Source organism: Runella sp. R5_40 (assembly GCF_057652295.1).
This window is the reverse complement of sequence record NZ_JBYFCH010000023.1, coordinates 33,510-52,822: the sequence shown is the minus strand read 5'-3', so window position 1 is coordinate 52,822 and position 19,313 is coordinate 33,510. Positions and strand designations below refer to the sequence as shown.

Genomic DNA, 19,313 nt, shown 5'->3' with positions numbered 1-19,313 from the left:
CGCAGCGACCTACTGATTACAAGCGGCAGGCGTTCCTGGCAGTTGCTCTATCAGTTGAGCTATGAGGCGTTTATTTCTTCAAATCAATTTTAAAACAAAAAAGGCGACGAAGTTCGTAGCCTTTGCGAGCCCCCAGCCAGGATCAAATCGCAGGGGCGACTCCGCAGCGACCTACTGATTACAAGCGGCAGGCGTTCCTGGCAGTTGCTCTATCAGTTGAGCTATGAGGCGTTTATTTCATCAAATCAATTTTAAAACAAAAAAGGCTACGAAGTTCGTAGCCTTTGCGAGCCCCCAGCCGGGATCAAACCAGCGACCTACTGATTACAAGTCAGTTGCTCTATCAGCTGAGCTATGGAGGCATTACCTTAAAAATTGAAAAAAGATAGTCTCGTCGAAAATCTTTAAAGAGCCCCCAGCCGGGATCAAACCAGCGACCTACTGATTACAAGTCAGTTGCTCTATCAGCTGAGCTATGGAGGCATTGTATTAAAAATTTGGTGTTACCCAAGAGAGATCATCTCGTTGATATTCTCTTTAGAGCCCCCAGCCGGGATCAAACCAGCGACCTACTGATTACAAGTCAGTTGCTCTATCAGCTGAGCTATGGAGGCGTTCCATTTTTTTCGTGGTGCAAAAGTAGCGTTTTTAATAATACAACGCTACTTTTTTCTAAAAAATTTTAGAGTGCTTCACGAACAATTTTTAGTTGTTGCTTTAAATCAGCGAGTTGCTTTTGGGCAACAATGATTTTTTTCTCAAATTCTGCACGAACTTTCTCTCCGTTTTTAGAGCGGCCGAAGAATTCGATGTTATTTTGCCAGATGGTCAAATCGTTTTCAATTTGGGTCATGCGGCGACGAATATCTGATTCTTTGCGCTGAAGGCTACGCGAGTCTCCTTCGTTCGAGTTTGAAGAATCATTATCAATCATCACTTGGTCGCGCTCTTTTGGTGAAAGTTTACCAATAGCGCTTACATACGAATTAACCGCGTCGATGTAACGTTTGTTAATGGCTTGCATGTCTTTCTTAGGCACAAATCCGATGCTTGACCATTCTGACTTGAATGCGTTCAATTCTTTCAAATTAGCACCTTCGATTTTGGCACCCGCCTCTATCTTTTCGCACAACGCCTGCTTCGAGCTCAAGTTTTCGGTAAACTCACGCTCAATCTCAGAGTTTTTGGCACGCTTACGGTCAAAATACGCATCACATGCTTTTTTGAAGCGTTCAAAGATTGAATCTTTGAATTTCTCAGGAACTTGCCCAATTTGCTTCCATTGTTTTTGTAACGCAATTACCTTATCCGTATTTGCCGACGAATCTTCTGAAGTTTCTAAGATAGCCTCAACTGCTTCGCACAACTCGGTTTTTAATTTTAAGTTTTGCTCTCGCTTAGCTTCTAACTGACGGAAAAACTCGCCTTTATTATGGAAAAAAGTTTTGAGCGTTGCCCAGAATTTTTTACTCAACTCACGTCCTTCTTCTCGAAGCATTTGCCCTTTGGTGTTCACCCACTGTTCTTGCAAGGCCACCACTTCTTTGGTCTTTTCATTCCATTCGTTGATGCTACTTGATGTGAATGAAGTATAAGGAACGAGTGTTTCGTATATTTTCGATTTTACTTCATAATTCTGAGCCAATACGTGTTTCTGAGCATCCGCTTGGGCACGACGAGCGTCATGAATAGCATCCAAGGCCAACTTTAAACGTTGCCATAACACCTCTTGCTCCGCCTTAGGGCCTGGGCCAATGTGCTTGTACTCGTCAAAGTGCGCATTTGCCTCTTCTAATACGGCTTTAGACAAGGTCGCATTTTCGAGCGACTTCGCCAAAGACTCTACTTTTTCTACGAGTTCAGTTTTTTGCTGTAAGTTTTTCTTACGGTCAAGCTCCTTCAACTCATAGTAAATATTACGATTACTGTAGTATCGGTCAATTAACGCGTGGAAGGTTGCCCAAAGCGTGCTGTTGTGTGGCGACGCAATGTTTCCCGCAGCTTTCCATTCGTCCTGAATTTTTTTGAACTCTTGCCAGCTTGACCCAGGATTCGTAGTATTGCTCTCATCGTTTTCTACCAATTCGCGCAAGCGTTGGAGCAACTGAGTTTTTGAGGCAAAGTTTTTATCCTTTGATTTTTCGAGGTCCTGGAAGTAATGATTTTTTACGTCCTTAATTTGGCGATACAGCGCATCAAATTGCAACGTCAGTTCGTCAGGTTTGAATTCGAAGCCATCTTCAGACTCGTTTTCAGCCAAATATTTTTTTAAGGCTTCCTCACGCTCTGTTTTTTTACTTTGGTCAAAATGGACCTTCGCTTCTTTCAATACCTCATCGGTACGTTTAAAATCAGCAGGTTTTGCATTTTCGCCTTTGGCCAATGCAAGCTGACTTTCCAACAAACTAACAAAGTCTTTTCTGCTTAGTTGACCATAGTCAACTACCTGTTCATCAGCCACTTCTAACGCTTCCATGGCCTCTACACTCGCTTGAGTGAGTTGTTCGCTTTCGCTAAGTTCTGCTCCGTCGTTAATCATCGTAAATTTGGTCGTAATCGCTTAGATTTGCAAAAATAATAATTATAGCCGTTTTTCGGTGTTTTAAAGCCTGTTTTTCATTTATAGTTATTTTTCTTCCAAATGGATAGTTCAACAATTGCTCATCTTCGCAAAGATTATACGCTAAACGGATTGCGTAAAGAAGATGTTTTAGAAAACCCAATTGATCAATTTAAGCGTTGGTTTGCCGAAGCTTTAGCTTCTCAAGTCCTTGAGCCAAACGGAATGGTGTTAAGTACCATTGGTCGGGATGGGTATCCCCACGGTCGTGTTGTCTTATTAAAAGATGTGAACGCACGCGGTTTTAGTTTTTATACCAATTATCTTAGCCACAAAGGCGATGATTTGGCCCAGCACCCTGTCGCTTCTCTTACTTTTTGGTGGCCTGAATTAGAACGACAAATTCGGATTATTGGAAAGGTTGAAAAAGTAGAAACGGCGGAGTCTGATGCTTATTTTGCCGTTCGGCCACGTGGGAGTCAAATCGGTGCTTGGGTATCGGAACAAAGCCAAACAATCGCCGACCGTAAGGTGTTAGAAGAAAAATGGGCGGAGTTAGAAGCTCAATTTGCCGACCAAGCCGTTGTTCGTCCACCACATTGGGGTGGGTATCGTGTGCTTCCTCATCAAATTGAATTTTGGCAAGGACGCCCTAGTCGTCTTCACGACCGTTTATGCTATACTTATGAATCAAACGAATGGAAACTAGAAAGACTTTCTCCTTAGCAAAAAAATGTATCAATTATACCTATTTAATCACTAAAAAGTATGCCTTACAAAACCCCTAAAGACCTCACTAGAATCGGAGTCTTTTATGACGGAAATTATTTTTTACACGTAAGTAATTATTATAACTACACGCACGAACGCCGCAGTCGTATTAGTATTAATGGCTTACACGATTTTATTCGACAAAAAGTAGCGGATTTAGAAGGAAGTACTCCAAGACTCTGCCAGATTGTTGATGCTCACTATTTTAGAGGTCGTCTGACGGCAGGGGAAGCCAGCCAACGTGGTGATTTGCTGTACTATGAGCGGGTTTTTGACGATATTCTTATGTCTGAAGGGGTTACGACCCATTACTTGCCCGTCAGAAGTGTACTTGGCAAAAAATATGAAAAAGGCATTGATGTTTGGTTGGCTCTCGAAGCGTTTGAGATGGCTTTTTACAAACGTTTTGACATTTTGGTGCTTATTGCTGCCGATGGCGATTACGTTCCTTTGGTCCGTAAACTAAATACGCTTGGTACGCGCGTTTTGGTATTGGGTTGGGATTTTGAATATACCGATGAAGAAGGCAATCGCTTTTTTACGCGTACCTCCCAAGACCTCCTTTCGGAAGTTACCTATCCTATTGCGATGCACGACATCATCAATGGCCGCAACGAAGCCCTCACCAATCAGCTGTTTGTACCTCGAAACAAAATCAAGTTTTTCCCGAAACAAGAAGAAAACTCCGCTGTAGATGGCGAGCAGGGGAATGAACACGATGGTGCTTCCGATGAAGGAATCAGAGAAACTTCCGAAGCGCTAGAATTTGACCCTGAGCAACGCCAAGAAAGCACTATCTTATCATTAAAAGATGGTTTTGGGTTTATCAAATACCCTCCTAACAATGTATTTTTTCATTATACAAGTCTTCGTGAATTTGATTTTAATGACCTCACCGTCGGCGACCGCGTACAGTTTACCCTTGAAGAAAAAGAAGGTGGACGTGCGGTGGGTTATGACGTTTTTGTCTTAGAGGCATTCAAACATCTTCATCCATTGGGTAGCTAATTTTTTTTACTTACAAGCGCCCGAGACTTTTCTAGTTTCGGGCGCTTATTCTAGGCTATTTTTCGCTCAACCTTCTTACCATTTCATAACAAGCCCGACTGTTATGATAGGGACATTTCCAGAAGTTTATTTTGTCCCCTTTGATTGATGTCAATTCGGGCGTCACCGACCCATACCATTCTCCTCGCTGACTATCAATGAAGTACTTTTTAATAAACGTCCAGCTTTTTTCTGCTTTCTCTTTATAATGAGTTTCCTTTGTTAACTGGTACGCATTATAAAAACCCACCATTTGTTCTGCCAATACCCACCAACTACGCTCTTGATTGAGGTGATTGGTTGCAGGGTCAAATTCGTAATGCAAAGCCCCATCCGCTCCCAGTCCTGTACAAGCTGCCGTGGCTACTTTAATACACTTTTGTTTTACCAATTCCGTGCGAGAGGGGTCATGCAATACTTCAGCGGTTTCCCACAGCAACCATGACGCTTCAATGTCGTGGCCGTATGAAATCGTTTGCGCTTGGGGTGACCACCGTTGGTCAAAAAAAAGCCGTAGTCGGTGGGTGTCAGAATCAATGAGCTTTTCGAGAAACATATCGAGCAAGTGTCCGACACGTTGTTTTAATACTACATCGGGCCAAACCCGATACAAGTTGGTAAAGGCTTCGATGAGGTGCAAATGCGTGTTTTGAGATTTATTCCAAGGCATCTTACTGAGAATCAAGTCATCAACAGCTTCCCATTTTGTGCCAAATGATTCAAAATACCCGCCAAATTCTTCATCGTACCCGTGCTTGTCAACCACCTGAAAAAGCTCTTTGGCAAAATCTAGCGCAGGCTGAAATTTTGAAGCAGCGTAATACTCACTGATTCCATAAATGGCAAACGCTTGGGCATAAAGTTGTTTGCGGGTATCGAGGGGAGCACCCGTTGCAGTAACTGACCAATAAACACCGCCGTTTTGCACATCCCGAAAATGATTGTACAGGTAATGGTATGCCCTGTCAGCCAAAACCAAATACTTTCGACGGTGAAAATAACGGTACGCCGACGAGAACGTCCACAAAATACGGCTAGTAAGAATGACTGAGCGAGCGGCATCCACCACAGGTTTGTTGTCATAATTGACCCTGCCATGAAATCCACCACGTTCGTAATCGGGAGCGTATTTTTCCCAATAGGCAAGAATTCGTTTCCATTCGGTCAATGCTTCACGGGCCAGTGGTTCCATTTGTATCAAGTAATAATAAATGAGCGTTTAGGTACAAAGAAGATTCCTAGCCAAATCTCATTTACCTTTGCCACTGTCATTCTAATCATTTGCTGTATGCAACAAGCCTTTGAACAATTTATTCAGGACAAAGCACTTTTTACCCACGAAAATCGGCTGTTGTTGACGGTTAGTGGCGGCATAGACTCCGTCGTACTTTCTCAGCTTTGCCACGATGCAGGTTATTCATTCGCTATTGCTCATTGCAATTTTCAGTTGCGCGGTGAGGAATCAGAGCAAGACGAGCATTTTGTCAAAACCCTTGCCCAAACCTATCAAGTACCTTTTTATACTACACGCTTTCAAACCAAAAAATACGCCGATGACAACGGAATTTCAACCCAAATGGCCGCCCGTGATTTGCGGTATGATTGGTTTGAAAAAATAAGAGCTCAACACCAATATGACTTTATTCTGACCGCGCACCACCAAGACGATGTGCTAGAAACAATTTTACTCAACCTTACCCGTGGGACAGGTTTAGCGGGTCTTCATGGTATTCTTCCCAAAAATGGCGTCATCGTCCGACCTTTATTGTTTGCTACTAGAAAAGAAATCAACGCTTTTCTAATTAACAAACAACTTACGTGGCGAGAAGACAGTTCCAATACGTCGGTCGATTATGTGCGCAATCGGCTACGGCATGATGTGATACCAGTTCTTCGTGACCTTAATCCACAAGTAGCGGCGGCGGCTTTTCAAATGGCCGAACGAATCCAAGAAGTAGAAAAAATAGTGGCCCAAAGTATCGACGCTACCAGTCGCCTCTTTGTTTCAACAAAAAATGACGCCGTGTGGCTGAACAAAGCGGTTCTTGAAAATGTAAGTAGCCCGACGGAGCACCTGAATTATCATTTAGCAGAATATGGCTTTTCTTACACCCAAGCTGTCCTCATTTGGCAACAAAGAAATCAGTCGGTTGGAAAACAATTTTTATCTGCTTCGCATCAATTGGTCAATGACCGCCTCCATTGGCTCCTTACCCCACGACCTTCTGCTGCCCCCTCTCCTATTTTGCTTCCCGCTGATTCGGGTGAAGTGGCGTTTCAGGAAGGAAAACTACAATGGCATAAATTGAACTCGCTTGCAACAATTTCTCTTGGTTATGCCCAAAGCGCCTACCTTGATTTTAACAAACTAACCTTCCCTTTGCGGCTCAGACCGTGGGGAAACGGCGATTGGTTTTGTCCGTCGGGGATGCAGGGAAAACGAAAGAAAGTGAGTGATTTTTTGATAGATTCTAAAATTCCCCGCAGCCTAAAATCAAAGGTATGGGTGCTGGAATCTGCCAATGACATTGTGTGGCTGGTGGGCCATCGCGTTGATGAGCGGTACAAAGCAACGGAAAACAGTTTAACAATTTGTGCATTTCAGTTTGACACAACCACCTAACAAACAACTATTTACAAGTACTATCTAAAAATATTTTTTTATTTTTTTGTAACTTAGCCCCTACGCTCACTTCTTTTGGCACAGTATTTGGAGTACCCTTTGCGAAATCCTGTTTTCCTGCTACTGTAACACTAATAACACACAATGAAAACCGTAGTTAAAATGGCGTTGGGATTTGCTCTAACCCTGCTAACGCTCAATTTATTCGCCCAAAGTGCCCGACTACGCTCGGCCAACAGAGCATTCGACGACTACAGTTATGCCGACGCGGTGCGTGGGTATGAAGAGTTTATTCGAAACGACAAAAAAGCTGACCCCGTCGAGCGAAAAGAAGCGCTCGAAAAATTAGCTTACAGCTATCGACGTCTTCAAGACACCCGAAATGCTGAACGTATTTATGCGGAATTGGTCGAAAAATTCCCTGACGCCGACAGCCGCAATTATCTCTACTACGCACAAGCCCTCGCCAGCAACAGCAAATACCGCGAGTCGCAGCGTATGTACAGCAAATACGCGGAGGCACAATCAGCCGACTTACGAGGACGCAAGTTTACGGTCACGTACATGGACATGAATCGTTTTTACAAAGATTCGGCCATGTATCGGGTAGAATACCTCCCCGTGAACTCACGTCAGGCTGATTTTAGCCCCATGTATTACAAAGGTGGTTTGGTGTTTGTTTCTGCCCGCGCTGAATCGGGTGTGATCAAACGCGTTTTCAACTGGAACCAAACACCATTCTTAGATTTGTATTTTGCACCCGATACTTCAGCCCTCAAGGGCGTTCGCGAAGTATATCGCAATTCAACGGCCTCGTTGAGTGGTGCTGCCAAAGAAGGTAATTCTGGTACGCTCTCGGAAGCGGCCTCGACAAGTGAGGATTTACCTTTGCCCACAACAAAAGCAGAGAAATTTAGCCGTACGCTCAACACGAAATACCACGAAGGCCCCGCCTCTTTTTTCAAAGATTATACAAAAGTGGTATTTACCCGCAACAACTATAACAGCGGTAAAGCAAAGAAAAGTAGCGATGGCGTAAATAAATTGAAACTTTACATCGCTGACCAAAAGAACAAAGATTGGGGAAATGTAAAAGAATTGCCTTTCAACAACAACGACTTCTCATGCGGCCACCCTGCGCTTTCTCCCGACGACACTAAATTGTATTTTGTTTCTGACATGCCAGGTGGCTACGGCGGTACCGATATTTACGTGGTAGAATACAACGGAGGGCAGTGGAGTACGCCTGTCAACCTTGGAAAAGAAGTGAACACCGAAGGCAACGAAATGTTCCCGTTCATTGATAGTGGTGGTAATCTTTATTTTGCTTCTGATGGCCACGAAGGCTTGGGTGGACTTGATATTTTCTACGCCGAATTGAAGGACGGAATTGCCTATAAAGGTGTTCAAAACCTAGGTGCTCCCATCAATTCTGAGAAAGATGACTTTGGTCTGATTACTGACAAAGACCGTGGCACAGGCTACTTTAGTTCGAACCGTGCCAAAGGTGTTTCGGATGACAACCTTTACAGTTTCCGTCGCACTTGCCGCCCACTCGACATCCTAGTGTATGATGCCAAAACGGGTGCTCCCATTGAAGGTGCTGACGTACGAATTGTAAAAAATGGCTCGAACCAAGACATTCAACAAACAGGAATTGATGGCTCAACTAAAATCTGCTTAGAAGCCCAAACAGATTATGACTTCAAAGCCATCAAGGAAGGATACGCCACCAACAATGTGTTGTTTTCAACCATGACGCAGTCGTCAAAACCACAGATGAGCGTTTCGATTTATCTTAACAAAAGTGAGAATACAATCCTTCGTGGTACTGTAAAACGCGAGGTAAATCAGTCACCGCAAGAAGGGGTAAAAGTGACACTCCGTGATGAGAAAACAGGCAAAGAAAAAACAGTCGTAACGGGGCCAGATGGGGGTTACGAATTTGAGGTTGACCCTAACCGTAACTACGCCCTTCGCGCCGAAGGTGATGAGTTGGCAACCAACGAACAACCGATTAATAAAAACAAGAAAAACAAACGCAAAGTAGTAGAAAGCGATTTGAGTATGTATGGAACGGGCGACGTTTTTACGCTTGATAACATCTACTATGACCTCGACAAATTCTTCATCCGACCAGAAGCTGCCCGCGAACTTGACAAGGTAGTTGCGCTGATGAAAAAGTACCCAACGATGATGATTGAATTGCGTTCGTTTACCGATAGCCGCGCAAGTGACACCTACAATTTGCGCTTGTCGGAACGCCGTGCCAGAGCTGCTTTTGATTACCTGGTTCGCAAAGGAATTACTCCTTCACGCTTGGAAGCACGCGGCTACGGAGAGTCTGAACTTGTCAATGATTGCAGCAACGGAGTTGATTGTGCTGAGTCTGACCACCGCCTCAACCGCCGTACCGAATTTAAGATTCTGTCAGTGAAAGGAACGGGCGAAGAAGCCATTGGTAAATAAGCGCTCAATAGAGACACAAAGATAAAAAAGTGTTAGTTAAGTACAGGAAGCAAGCGGCGGGGCAACATTTTGCCTCGCCGTTTTGTTTATATATAGACGCCAAACATCATTTGTTTTATTATCAGCTTATTACCCTATTTTATTTTACAAGTATTCTATTTTTTAACACTGTTAGTTTTTGTATTTTACTGAGTTTTACCAAACGATTTTAAACTTACTTTCGATGCGAATTTCACTCATTGCTGCCATGTCCGAAAACCGTGCTATCGGATTAAAAGGCCGACTTCCTTGGCCTCATTTACCCAATGACTGGGCTAATTTTTTTAAGGTTACGGAAGGTTGTCGAATGATTATGGGCCGAAAAAGTTATGATACACCCGACCGACTTTGGTCCAAAGCAGGGAATTTTGTCATTACTCGCCAAGCAGATTTCCCCCTTGATGAGGGCTTTGAAAGGGCTAGTAGTTTGGAAGAAGCACTGGAACTTTGCAAGGAAGATAAGGAAGTTTTTGTCATTGGTGGTGAAGAGATATTCCGTCAAGCTCTCCCGCTCGCCGACTGCATCCATCTCACTTTGGTACACGGCGTTTTTGAAGGAGATGCGTTTTTCCCTGCGTTCAATGAAACCGATTTTCATATAAAAAGTCGGCAAGAATTTCCTGCCGACTCGTCACATTTGTATTCGTATGCGTTCTTAGTTTACGAACGAAAGCATTAAGATTTTACCCGAATCAAATACCTCGGGCGAGTCTCCGTAGAGCGCATCGCTGGATTTAAAAAGGGTAAAGTTAAGCCTGTCACGTGAAAATTTTGGTACTGGTTTACTACTTCAAAAACGCTACCAGAAGCCTTGATTGACGTGTATCCTTGCTCATCTGTATAGACCAGTTTCGGCTGTTTTGAGGTCTCCGTTTTAAGGGCAGATGCCGTACGAATCACGGGAGTAATTCGGCTCGTGTAGTAGTCCAGCGCGCTGTGAAAAATGTTATATTCTCCCTCGGGTGCTAAGTCATAAATGACAAAATTTGGGAGTTCGGCTTTGTGTATTTTTGCCACTTCTTGCCCAACGACTGAGCCTGTTTGATAACGTAAAAGAGATGGATAAAAATGACCATTCATCACCAGGTTTGCGGCGATGGCAGTGAGTAGTGGCGCAAAAACGAGCTGCGAAAATGCGGGGCGTTTTTTATTATACAACTGAACAATCAGTACTGCCAACAGTCCAAAAACGATTATCAAAAAAATATTTTCGAGCGGGAAAGCCCAGGTTGACAAAATCAAAATGGCCAATGCCATGACGCAAGTTGTTACAATCAACCCAATTTTTACCCAGCGAAATGCGCCAATGGAAGGGTTTTCGATAAGCTTGCTCAAATACCTCGCCGTGATGACGGCACCCAAAGGAAATACCACAAATGTATAATGCGGCAGTTGGTATTGGGCAGTGGAAAGCGCCATAAAAGGCAACACAAAACCACCCAAAGAAATGGCCTCTTGTGAGGCGTCTAGGCGGAATTTATTGCGGATTATTTCTCGAATAAAATCAACCAGCCCTGGAATAAAAGCCAACACCCAAGGCAAAAAGCTCCAAAGGAAATTGTGCGATTGGAAAAATAACCCTGGGCTATTGTTCCATTCATTCTCGCCCGTAATTCGCCCAAAGCTTTGTTCCCAAAAGAAAAAGTACAAGCCGTGCGAGCCATATTGACGTTGCAAACCAATGCAATACGGCACCAAAACGATGCCGACAATGAAGATTCCGATGAGCCAGCGAGGGTCAAAAATATTTTTCCATTGACGTTTTAACGCAAAATCAACAAAAAAACCAGCCCCAACAACAATGACGCTGATGGGGCCTTTGGCCAACATTCCCAGTCCGACAAATACAAACGCACCGATAAAATGAGACCATTTTCGGTGTTTCAGGTATTCTGCCAATTGCCAAATCGCAACTGTCACGCAATTGGTCAACAAAGTATCGCAACGAACGTCGTGGTTCATCAAAAAAAACGCCTGACAACTCCCCATAACCAAGGCGGCAATGTAGGCCGTTTGCTCTGAGTAATATATTTTGGCAAAACGGTAAATGGCATAAATTCCCAACAAGGTGGACAGAATAGGAACCAAACGATAGGCAAAATTGGTCGCCCCAAAGATTTTGAGAACTATCGCTGTCACCCAGAAAAGCAACGGTGGTTTATCAAGGTAATAGTCTTTTTCTCGAAATTGTACTTCTAAAAATTCGTTATTATCGGCCATTTCGCGACCAATGGAGGCATATTGGGCGGCATCAATATCCATAATATCAACACCAAATGCTCCTACTAAATACACCACTAGCAACGCCGCAAATGGCAATAAACGATTGTAATTCATAATTTAGATTTGTGGGTTATTTTTGAACCATATAAGACATATAAGAGCATAGAAGGTTTTCTTATAATCCCTTATATGTCTTATATGGTTTTTAAAATCATCACTTAAACGCCTGTATTCCAGTTATTTCATTTCCTAGAATCAACAAATGAATGTCATGCGTACCTTCGTAGGTAATGACCGACTCCAAGTTCATCATGTGGCGCATCATCGGAAAATCACCCGTAATGCCCATTCCGCCAAGCATTTGCCGAGACTCCCGTGCAATGTTTAATGCCATTTCTACATTGTTACGTTTGGCCATCGAAATTTGGGCCGTTGTTGCTTTGCCTTGATTTTTCAATGTTCCCAATCGCCACGCCAATAATTGCGCTTTGGTGATTTCGGTAAGCATTTCGGCCAATTTTTTCTGCTGTAATTGAAACCCGCCAATGGGCTTCCCAAACTGAACCCGCTCAAGCGCATAGCGACGCGCCGTTTCGTAACAATCCATGGCTGCCCCAATCGCTCCCCACGCAATCCCATAACGGGCATTGTCCAAACAACCCAACGGCCCGCGCAGCCCATCGACGTTTGGCAAAATATTTTCTTTCGGAACTTTTACATTATCAAACACCAACTCACCCGTTGCACTCGCTCTCAACGACCATTTATTATGAATTTCGGGCGTAGTAAAACCTTCCATGCCGCGTTCTACAATCAACCCTTGAATACGTCCTTGTTCATTTTTGGCCCACACCACCGCAATATCCGCTACGGGAGAATTGGTAATCCACATTTTTGACCCGTTGAGAATCACGTGATCGCCCGCCTCCGTAATACGGGTCAGCATTCCGCCAGGATTAGAACCATGGTTGGGTTCGGTCAAACCAAAACAGCCAATCATTTCACCCGATGCTAATTTTGGCAGATATTTTGTTCGCTGCTCTTCTGAACCATAGGCATAAATTGGCCACATCACCAACGAGCTTTGAACTGAAACCGTCGAACGCATACCCGAATCGCAACGTTCAATTTCTTGGGTAATCAATCCATACGAAATATAATCTAACCCTCCACCACCGTATTCAACAGGAATGGTTGGACCAAACGCACCAATTTCTGCAAAATTCTTAATCAAATGGGCGGGGAAAGTTCCTTTCTGCGCATACTCTTCGATGATAGGTTGCACGTCGCGCGCCATCATTTGGCGAACCGCATCACGGACAAGAATATGTTCTTCGGTCAATAAATCATCAATTTGATAAAAATCTGTGTAGCTTGTCGATGTTGATGAAGTAGTACTCATGATTTTTGGACAGGTGTTTAGCGTGACAAAATTAAGTTGCTTTGTTAATGAAGAATTGGCATCAAAAATACCACAAAATCAACCCAAAACCACAATGCGTCAAGGATAATCAAGCAACAAACGTCATTTATAGGTAGTAGGTTTGTAAGTTTTGGCGGAATTTTTCTACATTCCTTAAACCCAAATTCTAAAATACGCGTTAATAAATTGTAAATTTGATACACACTTGACACCTTGATTGCGTATGGAAACCTTACTGCTTATCTTACTTTTTATCCCGTATTTGGTGTTGCGGTACCATCTCACCGATCACGACACCCCCAGCGAAAAAGACAAAAAGCGGTTTTCGGAAGGTATCGAACTCTTTCAACGTCAAGAGTATAGCAAGGCATTTGATTTTTTTAACGAAGCGTTAAAGACCCACCGAAAATCGGCAGTGGCTTATGCCTACCGTGGCAAGTGCAATTTGAAAGAAGACAATTTGTATTCGGCCTTGTATGATTTTTCGGAGGCCATTAGTTTTGACAATACCCTCCCTGATGTTCACCTTGATCGAGGAATAACGCAGTTTAGACTGGGAGAATTTGAGAATGCGTTTTTGTCTTTTGACAAAGCCGTATGGTTTTCAAGGGGAGAAGAGCCAGAGTCTCTGCGGTGGAGAGCCTTAGCTCGACTCAAATTACACCAACATTCACAAGCGGAGAAAGACCTCCAAAAAGCCGTCAAGCTTGGCGACGAAGATGCCGCATTTGTGCTCAGTAAACCACCCTTTCGACGAAGTATTAAAATATAACAACTTTTTATAAATCGACCTATGCTCGAAATTACCTCCGATAACAAATTAAAACGCCTCATCGTCGTAGGCGACCGCGTGTTGATTCGTCCTAAAAATCCAGTCGATCAGACCCCGACAGGTTTGTATTTACCCCCAACCGTTACCGAAAAAGAACAAGTTCAAAGTGGCTATGTAATCAAAGTGGGCCCTGGCTATCCTATCCCAACTCCCACCGATGATGAGCCTTGGAAAGAAACTGAAGAAAAAGTAAAATACATGCCACTTCAAGCCCAAGAAGGTGATGTTGCCATTTACCTTCAGAGAAATGCGATTGATGTCGTTTTTAACAATGAGAAATACGTCATTGTCCCACAGGCATCTATTTTGATGCTCGAACGCATCGAAGATTTATTTTCTTAAAACTGCGACTGCCTGCTTTTCACTATTTTTGAGAAGTAGGCAGTTACCCTTCCTCTTCTCCCTGCATCCATTTCATTTTATCGTAGGGAATTTCTTGCTCGATTTCCTTTCGAATTCGCTCAACCATTTCCTCTACCGACATTGATTGATCAAACTCAATGGGTGCTTTGAAACGAACGGTCAATGTCGTATTACGTTTTTTAAAACGCAATCCTTTTTTATCAAAGGCACGTCGAAAACCATTGATAACCACTGGAATAACAATCGGGTTGTTTTCTAAAATCAAATGCGCCGTTCCTTTTCGGATGGGTGCATACGGGCTGGTTGTACCCTGCGGAAAACTCACTACCCAACCGTGCCCCAATGCTTGATACACTTTATCACCCGCTTTAGAGTCACGTTCTCTTTTTACGTTTTTCCCCTCTGCCCTCCACGAGCGCTCCACTGTCAGCGCTCCACCTAAACCAAACAATTTGGGAACTATACCCGCTTTCATGGTTTCACTCGCAGCCACATAATAACTTCTAGCCCGAGGTGCCATCAAGTACAAGGGCGGAACAATGGTACTTTTAAAACCCCACTTTACGCTCGAAAAAATATGGTAAAACGAAATAACATCCGCAAAATACGTCTGGTGATTCGACAGAAAAAGGACATTATTATCGGGAAGGTTTTCAAGGTGCTCAATGCCTTCAATCACCGTTTTGTTGACTACCGTAAATCGCCAATAGGTAAACCAGCCAATCCCTGAAATCAGTAATCGTTTAATAAACAACGAATTGCCAAAAGGGTCTTTTTCGAGAAACCCCAAAAAATCAAGCCACGAAAGCCATTTAGGCAAAAAACTATACCGAGAAATAGGTCGTTCGGAAGCCATATCGAATAAAAGTAAAATGTCGCCAACAGCTATTACCCCATTGACGACTTTGTATTGTGCTAAGTTAAAAAAATTAGGCTAACTCAGCCACGGGATTTTCCACTAAGAATTGATCCAGCAATTCGTTAAAACGTTCTGGATGTTCCATCATAGGGGCATGGCAACATTTATCGATGAAGTATAATTCCGATTTTGAAATGAGTCGATTAAACTCGTGTGCTACGTGCGGCGGCGTGATGGTATCATTCAGTCCCCAAACGAGCAAGGTAGGCACCTGAATTTTGTGTAAATCTTTGGCCACATTATTACGCTGTGCTGATTTGGCAATTCCGACAATGCTCATGCACTTAGGAATGCTGGATGTCGTTTCAAACACTTCATCAATCAATTCTTTCGTCGCTACCTTAGGGTCATAGAAAGTATAAGCCACGCGTTCCGAAATGTATTCGTAACTTCCCCGCTTAGGATACGAACCTCCCATCCCATTCTCAAACAGCCCCGAACTACCTGTCAACACCAAACGCTTTACTTGGTCTTGGTGGGTAAGCGTATATAAAATAGCAATATGACCACCGAGTGAATTTCCAATCAGGGTCATGTCTGTCAATTTTTGAGAAGCCACAAAACCTTCCGTAAAAGTTACCAGTGCTTCCAAACCTGCTTCGCGCGGGCTCATTTCATAAATGGGGAGCATCGGAATAATAATACGGTAGTTTTTGCTAAAATGAGTGATTACCCCATCCCAGTTACTCAATGCACCAAAAAGACCGTGCAACAGCAATAGCACATCTCCCTGGCCTTCATCAATGTAGCGATAACCGTCGGATTCTTTAATCAAGTAGCTCATAATCAAAGGATAAGATTCGTTTTTATGGGATAAATCAAAGGAAAAATAAAAATAATTGGCTGACTTTTGGACGTCTATAACGCAAATATAGAATAATTCTTTTCAATGTTTTTATACTATTTTCAGAAACAAGGAATAGTACCACACTTTCTATCCGAAAGTCAAAATAGTCAACTGTTTGTAAATAAAGCCTTTACTACAATTTATCTTACGGTATGCAAACATAACAAAATTGCACTTTTTTGATTCACCTTTTGCATTTTAATTTTTCATTTTTTAAAACAAAAAAAGTGACTGAGGAAATTCAGTCACTTTTTTTGTTCGATGTCAACGACCTTTATTTCGTTTCTGCCAACAAATTCTTTTGTTTCAAAATACGCTCAAATAATTTTAAGTCGTGTTCAGAATTAAAGGCTGACGTTGGGAAATGCAAAAACTGCCCACGAGACATGACCAAGATATAGGCTTCTTTGTCTTTGTACGCGCTCTGAATTTGGTCCCATTGCATCACACCACCTTCTTTGGTGTTAATTTTTACCAAAATTTGACGACTATCAATTTCGTAGAAATACTTTTCAAACAATTGTTTATATTGTTCTAACTGAGTAACCCCTGTAAATTGAACCCACCAAAAACCGACGTAAAGTGCTGCCCCAAGAACAATAACGATGTACGCCCAAATGTTGGGATACACACCCGTGATTCCCAAAATGGCATTCACTAACAAAAGACCCAACGGAAGGAGTACCCACATCTTTTGTTGTTCCCACGTTTGGCGCAATGCGATACGTACGTACTCTTTTTTGTCCAGTGCAAACTTTTTCGTCTTCACCGACAATGGTGAAGTAGGCATTTGATACATTGGCTGGTGCTTATTAACCGGAACTTTTGCCATATTTGAAGAATAATTCGATTGATATTTTAAAGACTCGCAAAATTAGAAAATAAAATGAAACGGCTAACTTTTTTGCTCTGCCTAAATGTACTGTTTGCGTCGGCGCAAACCACAAAAGATTCATTAGCACTTGCCAATGCTCCTTGGAAAACAGAAACCCTCGCCAAAGGTGTGATTTGGAAATACGCTCATTTTCAGCAAAAAGAGTTGTTTGAAGCCAACCAAAGTATCAATATTGTCGAAGTTTCTCGAAAGGCTCGGAAGTTTGTTTGGGAGATTATTACTGCGGATTCGTTGAACAAACGAGATAAAAAAAGAGGACAATTGCGAAAAACAAGTCAACTTGCCCAAGAAAATGACGCTTTTTTGGCCATCAACGGAGGTTTTTTTGACGTTAAAAACGGTGGTTCGGTCGATTTTATCAAAATAAACGGCCAAACTCCCGATACAACCCGTGCCTTAAAAGGGTCAAAAGCTGCTTTTCATGGTCAGGCAGGAATTGCCGTTGACAAAAAAAAATTTCAAATTTTACGGGGTGAACCTTTGGTGGGTTGGGAATATCTTCTACCTTATAATAATATAATGCTGTCGGGCCCCTTATTGCGGTGGGAAAACAAAGACGAAGTTTTACCAAAAAATGCTTTCAACGACAACCGCCACCCTCGTTCGTGTGTGTGTACAACCAAATCGGGCAAAACACTCCTGATTACCGTCGATGGTCGATCAGCCGAATCCTATGGCATGAATTTATCAGAACTTACTTTTTTGACTCGCCAGCTTGGCTGCTCATCCGCCCTCAACCTCGACGGCGGTGGCTCAACCACTTTATGGCTCAAAGAAAAAGGGGTAGTAAACTACCCCAGCGATAACAAAAAATTTGACCATGAAGGTGAGCGTTCCGTAAGCAACGCCCTTATTTTGAAATTATTGACGCGCAAAAACAAATAAGTCAGCAAAAACCCATTTGCCACCTTCTTGTTTTCCCCGCTGAATGACCAGTTGATTAGGGGTTCTAAGTTCATAAATAATCCGAACAGCTCCATCCGACTTTTCAAACAAAGCTTGGTTCTTTTTAGCCTCGATAAAACGGTAGCGATCCGAAATCTCTTTTTCTTCCATTGCGACCAAACCTGGTTTAAAATGTTTTACCAAAACGATAGGCCCTTGTTCCGTTTGCTCAAAAACCAACATTTCGTACATCGTTACTTTGTTGTCTTTCATCATCCGCATGAAGCCCGTTAGGTTGTCGCCCGCAGGTGCTGCCCAAAATGCTTCAATTGGGCCTCCGTTAAACGTACCCAACCAATGACCTTTCATAAAGGCAACATCCGACAAAGCGCCAGATTGGGCCTGGGTACCAAAACTTAAAAGTCCCAAAAATAAAACGTACAAAACGGCTCGAAAAGAAGTAAAAAATCGCATAAAATGTTATTTAGAATGTATGTGTATTGCCCTTATAAGGCAGCAGGTTTAAAAAAATACTTTCAGAACATCGGTTGAAAATGAAAACATACTTTTTTCTATTTCTTACCTTATTGGCACAGGGGCTTTGGGCACAAACGCAGAAAGCAACGGAAGTGACTCGTTTTCAGGTCAAAGAAGCCAAGCAAGGAGTCGCCGTTGATGCGGCCTTTTTTTACGTCATCAACAATACCTCCATTTCAAAACACACTAAAACCGACGGGAAATTAGTAAAAACGTGGAGTGACTCCACGGGGATTCTCAAACACCTCAACAGTGGTTTGATTATTGGCAATCGGCTGTATTGTGCCCACTCCAATTACCCCAACAAACCCATGAGTAGTTCTATTGAGGTATTTGACAAAAATACGCTGGCGCATATCGACTCTCACAGTTTTGGCTTTTTTCCTGGCTCGGCTACTTGGATTGATTTTCACGAAGGGCATTGGTGGGTGGCTTTTGCCAACTATTCTGATAAAAATTCTGACGGAGGCCGCGACAATCGCTGGACGACTCTCGTTAAGTTTACTCCCCAGTGGCAGCAAGTTGCGTCGTGGGGTTTCCCCGAATTTCTCTTACAGTCATTTGCACCCAAAAGTACATCGGGCGGAACATGGGGGCCTGACGGAAAATTGTATTGCACTGGCCACGACAAACCAGAGCTTTATGTACTCCAACTTCCCGAAAGAGGTTCTACGCTTGTGTATCTTCAAACGATTTCGACACCCAGTGAAGGACAGGGCTTCGCCATTGACCGAACCCACAAAAAAGAAGTTGTCGTTTGGGGAATTACCCGAAACGACAACTTTGTCATTCAATCACGTATCAAGTAGCTTCTTACCTCTGGTTTCTCAAAACCAGAGGCACTTTCAGATTTTTTTAGAGTTGCGTTTGCTCAGGTTTT

At 42.9% G+C, this 19,313-nt stretch carries 17 protein-coding genes and 3 tRNA genes; 9 read left to right on the top strand and 11 right to left on the bottom strand.

What is annotated here, in order from left to right; genetic code table 11:
• Positions 1 to 289 precede the first annotated feature (289 nt).
• The 4 genes from AC23N5_RS26415 to AC23N5_RS26400 form a co-directional block, all read right to left on the bottom strand.
• Positions 290 to 362, bottom strand: a tRNA-Thr gene (locus AC23N5_RS26415).
• A gap of 48 nt (positions 363 to 410) precedes the next feature.
• Positions 411 to 483, bottom strand: a tRNA-Thr gene (locus AC23N5_RS26410).
• A gap of 58 nt (positions 484 to 541) precedes the next feature.
• A tRNA-Thr gene (locus tag AC23N5_RS26405) sits at positions 542 to 614 on the bottom strand.
• Positions 615 to 682: 68 nt separating this feature from the next.
• Positions 683 to 2,539, bottom strand: coding sequence for a DUF349 domain-containing protein (locus AC23N5_RS26400; RefSeq protein WP_221225583.1), 1,857 nt, complete (start codon positions 2,537 to 2,539; stop codon positions 683 to 685).
• 102 nt (positions 2,540 to 2,641) lie between these two features.
• On the opposite strand from AC23N5_RS26400, the gene pdxH reads away from it, so the two are divergent.
• Together pdxH and AC23N5_RS26390 are read left to right on the top strand one after the other, a co-directional pair.
• Complete coding sequence (gene pdxH / locus AC23N5_RS26395) at positions 2,642 to 3,286, top strand: pyridoxamine 5'-phosphate oxidase (RefSeq protein ID WP_487757843.1); 645 nt, start codon at positions 2,642 to 2,644, stop codon at positions 3,284 to 3,286.
• Positions 3,287 to 3,328: 42 nt separating this feature from the next.
• On the top strand, positions 3,329 to 4,339 hold the full coding sequence (locus tag AC23N5_RS26390; RefSeq protein ID WP_487757842.1) for an NYN domain-containing protein: 1,011 nt from the start codon (positions 3,329 to 3,331) through the stop codon (positions 4,337 to 4,339).
• A 55-nt stretch (positions 4,340 to 4,394) separates the two neighbouring features.
• Here AC23N5_RS26390 and AC23N5_RS26385 read toward each other — a convergent pair whose 3' ends face one another.
• Positions 4,395 to 5,570: an AGE family epimerase/isomerase gene (locus tag AC23N5_RS26385; RefSeq protein ID WP_487757841.1), complete on the bottom strand. Its 1,176-nt coding sequence runs from the start codon at positions 5,568 to 5,570 to the stop codon at positions 4,395 to 4,397.
• Between the two features lie 96 nt (positions 5,571 to 5,666).
• On the opposite strand from AC23N5_RS26385, the gene tilS reads away from it, so the two are divergent.
• From tilS to AC23N5_RS26370, 3 genes are all read left to right on the top strand, one after another.
• The gene (tilS, locus tag AC23N5_RS26380) at positions 5,667 to 7,001 is read left to right on the top strand and encodes a tRNA lysidine(34) synthetase TilS (protein ID WP_487757840.1); all 1,335 of its coding nucleotides are present in this window, start codon (positions 5,667 to 5,669) and stop codon (positions 6,999 to 7,001) included.
• A gap of 144 nt (positions 7,002 to 7,145) precedes the next feature.
• On the top strand, positions 7,146 to 9,470 hold the full coding sequence (locus AC23N5_RS26375) for an OmpA family protein (protein ID WP_487757839.1): 2,325 nt from the start codon (positions 7,146 to 7,148) through the stop codon (positions 9,468 to 9,470).
• Positions 9,471 to 9,693: 223 nt separating this feature from the next.
• Positions 9,694 to 10,188 (top strand): dihydrofolate reductase, encoded by a 495-nt coding sequence (locus tag AC23N5_RS26370; protein ID WP_487757838.1) that lies wholly within the window; start codon positions 9,694 to 9,696, stop codon positions 10,186 to 10,188.
• On the opposite strand, the gene AC23N5_RS26365 is transcribed toward AC23N5_RS26370, so the two are convergent.
• Both AC23N5_RS26365 and AC23N5_RS26360 read right to left on the bottom strand, forming a co-directional pair.
• Complete coding sequence (locus tag AC23N5_RS26365) at positions 10,185 to 11,846, bottom strand: ArnT family glycosyltransferase (protein ID WP_487757837.1); 1,662 nt, start codon at positions 11,844 to 11,846, stop codon at positions 10,185 to 10,187. The genes AC23N5_RS26370 and AC23N5_RS26365 overlap by 4 nt on opposite strands.
• Before the next feature lie 100 nt (positions 11,847 to 11,946).
• The gene (locus AC23N5_RS26360; protein WP_487757836.1) at positions 11,947 to 13,134 is read right to left on the bottom strand and encodes an acyl-CoA dehydrogenase family protein; all 1,188 of its coding nucleotides are present in this window, start codon (positions 13,132 to 13,134) and stop codon (positions 11,947 to 11,949) included.
• A 244-nt stretch (positions 13,135 to 13,378) separates the two neighbouring features.
• Here AC23N5_RS26360 and AC23N5_RS26355 point away from each other — a divergent pair, with 244 nt between their 5' ends.
• Both AC23N5_RS26355 and AC23N5_RS26350 read left to right on the top strand, forming a co-directional pair.
• Positions 13,379 to 13,927: a tetratricopeptide repeat protein gene (locus tag AC23N5_RS26355; RefSeq protein ID WP_487757835.1), complete on the top strand. Its 549-nt coding sequence runs from the start codon at positions 13,379 to 13,381 to the stop codon at positions 13,925 to 13,927.
• Positions 13,928 to 13,948: 21 nt separating this feature from the next.
• Positions 13,949 to 14,329 (top strand): co-chaperone GroES, encoded by a 381-nt coding sequence (locus AC23N5_RS26350; protein ID WP_487757834.1) that lies wholly within the window; start codon positions 13,949 to 13,951, stop codon positions 14,327 to 14,329.
• A 43-nt stretch (positions 14,330 to 14,372) separates the two neighbouring features.
• Here AC23N5_RS26350 and AC23N5_RS26345 read toward each other — a convergent pair whose 3' ends face one another.
• From AC23N5_RS26345 to AC23N5_RS26335, 3 genes are all read right to left on the bottom strand, one after another.
• Positions 14,373 to 15,206 carry a lysophospholipid acyltransferase family protein gene (locus tag AC23N5_RS26345; RefSeq protein WP_487757833.1) on the bottom strand — a complete coding sequence of 278 codons (834 nt, stop codon included), beginning with the start codon at positions 15,204 to 15,206 and terminating at the stop codon, positions 14,373 to 14,375.
• A 73-nt stretch (positions 15,207 to 15,279) separates the two neighbouring features.
• Positions 15,280 to 16,053 carry an alpha/beta fold hydrolase gene (locus tag AC23N5_RS26340; protein ID WP_028525539.1) on the bottom strand — a complete coding sequence of 258 codons (774 nt, stop codon included), beginning with the start codon at positions 16,051 to 16,053 and terminating at the stop codon, positions 15,280 to 15,282.
• Between the two features lie 337 nt (positions 16,054 to 16,390).
• Positions 16,391 to 16,948 carry a YcxB family protein gene (locus tag AC23N5_RS26335; RefSeq protein WP_487757832.1) on the bottom strand — a complete coding sequence of 186 codons (558 nt, stop codon included), beginning with the start codon at positions 16,946 to 16,948 and terminating at the stop codon, positions 16,391 to 16,393.
• A 54-nt stretch (positions 16,949 to 17,002) separates the two neighbouring features.
• Between AC23N5_RS26335 and AC23N5_RS26330 the strand changes: the two genes are divergently transcribed.
• Entirely contained in the window at positions 17,003 to 17,896 is an 894-nt protein-coding gene (locus AC23N5_RS26330; protein WP_487757831.1) for a phosphodiester glycosidase family protein, read from the top strand.
• Here the strand turns inward: AC23N5_RS26330 and AC23N5_RS26325 are convergent.
• The gene (locus AC23N5_RS26325) at positions 17,873 to 18,370 is read right to left on the bottom strand and encodes a DUF6265 family protein (protein ID WP_487757830.1); all 498 of its coding nucleotides are present in this window, start codon (positions 18,368 to 18,370) and stop codon (positions 17,873 to 17,875) included. The genes AC23N5_RS26330 and AC23N5_RS26325 overlap by 24 nt on opposite strands.
• Before the next feature lie 80 nt (positions 18,371 to 18,450).
• On the opposite strand from AC23N5_RS26325, the gene AC23N5_RS26320 reads away from it, so the two are divergent.
• Complete coding sequence (locus AC23N5_RS26320) at positions 18,451 to 19,242, top strand: hypothetical protein (RefSeq protein ID WP_487757829.1); 792 nt, start codon at positions 18,451 to 18,453, stop codon at positions 19,240 to 19,242.
• The last annotated feature ends 71 nt before the right edge of the window (positions 19,243 to 19,313 follow it).

Excerpts from the sequence above, each read along its gene's own strand:
- AC23N5_RS26400 (WP_221225583.1), bottom strand. The coding sequence starts at position 2,539 with ATGATTAACGACGGAGCAGAACTTAGCGAAAGCGAACAACTCACTCAA.
- pdxH (WP_487757843.1), top strand. The coding sequence starts at position 2,642 with ATGGATAGTTCAACAATTGCTCATCTTCGCAAAGATTATACGCTAAAC.
- AC23N5_RS26390 (WP_487757842.1), top strand. The coding sequence starts at position 3,329 with ATGCCTTACAAAACCCCTAAAGACCTCACTAGAATCGGAGTCTTTTAT.
- AC23N5_RS26385 (WP_487757841.1), bottom strand. The coding sequence starts at position 5,570 with ATGGAACCACTGGCCCGTGAAGCATTGACCGAATGGAAACGAATTCTT.
- tilS (WP_487757840.1), top strand. The coding sequence starts at position 5,667 with ATGCAACAAGCCTTTGAACAATTTATTCAGGACAAAGCACTTTTTACC.
- AC23N5_RS26375 (WP_487757839.1), top strand. The coding sequence starts at position 7,146 with ATGAAAACCGTAGTTAAAATGGCGTTGGGATTTGCTCTAACCCTGCTA.
- AC23N5_RS26370 (WP_487757838.1), top strand. The coding sequence starts at position 9,694 with ATGCGAATTTCACTCATTGCTGCCATGTCCGAAAACCGTGCTATCGGA.
- AC23N5_RS26365 (WP_487757837.1), bottom strand. The coding sequence starts at position 11,846 with ATGAATTACAATCGTTTATTGCCATTTGCGGCGTTGCTAGTGGTGTAT.
- AC23N5_RS26360 (WP_487757836.1), bottom strand. The coding sequence starts at position 13,134 with ATGAGTACTACTTCATCAACATCGACAAGCTACACAGATTTTTATCAA.
- AC23N5_RS26355 (WP_487757835.1), top strand. The coding sequence starts at position 13,379 with ATGGAAACCTTACTGCTTATCTTACTTTTTATCCCGTATTTGGTGTTG.
- AC23N5_RS26350 (WP_487757834.1), top strand. The coding sequence starts at position 13,949 with ATGCTCGAAATTACCTCCGATAACAAATTAAAACGCCTCATCGTCGTA.
- AC23N5_RS26345 (WP_487757833.1), bottom strand. The coding sequence starts at position 15,206 with ATGGCTTCCGAACGACCTATTTCTCGGTATAGTTTTTTGCCTAAATGG.
- AC23N5_RS26340 (WP_028525539.1), bottom strand. The coding sequence starts at position 16,053 with ATGAGCTACTTGATTAAAGAATCCGACGGTTATCGCTACATTGATGAA.
- AC23N5_RS26335 (WP_487757832.1), bottom strand. The coding sequence starts at position 16,948 with ATGGCAAAAGTTCCGGTTAATAAGCACCAGCCAATGTATCAAATGCCT.
- AC23N5_RS26330 (WP_487757831.1), top strand. The coding sequence starts at position 17,003 with ATGAAACGGCTAACTTTTTTGCTCTGCCTAAATGTACTGTTTGCGTCG.
- AC23N5_RS26325 (WP_487757830.1), bottom strand. The coding sequence starts at position 18,370 with ATGCGATTTTTTACTTCTTTTCGAGCCGTTTTGTACGTTTTATTTTTG.
- AC23N5_RS26320 (WP_487757829.1), top strand. The coding sequence starts at position 18,451 with ATGAAAACATACTTTTTTCTATTTCTTACCTTATTGGCACAGGGGCTT.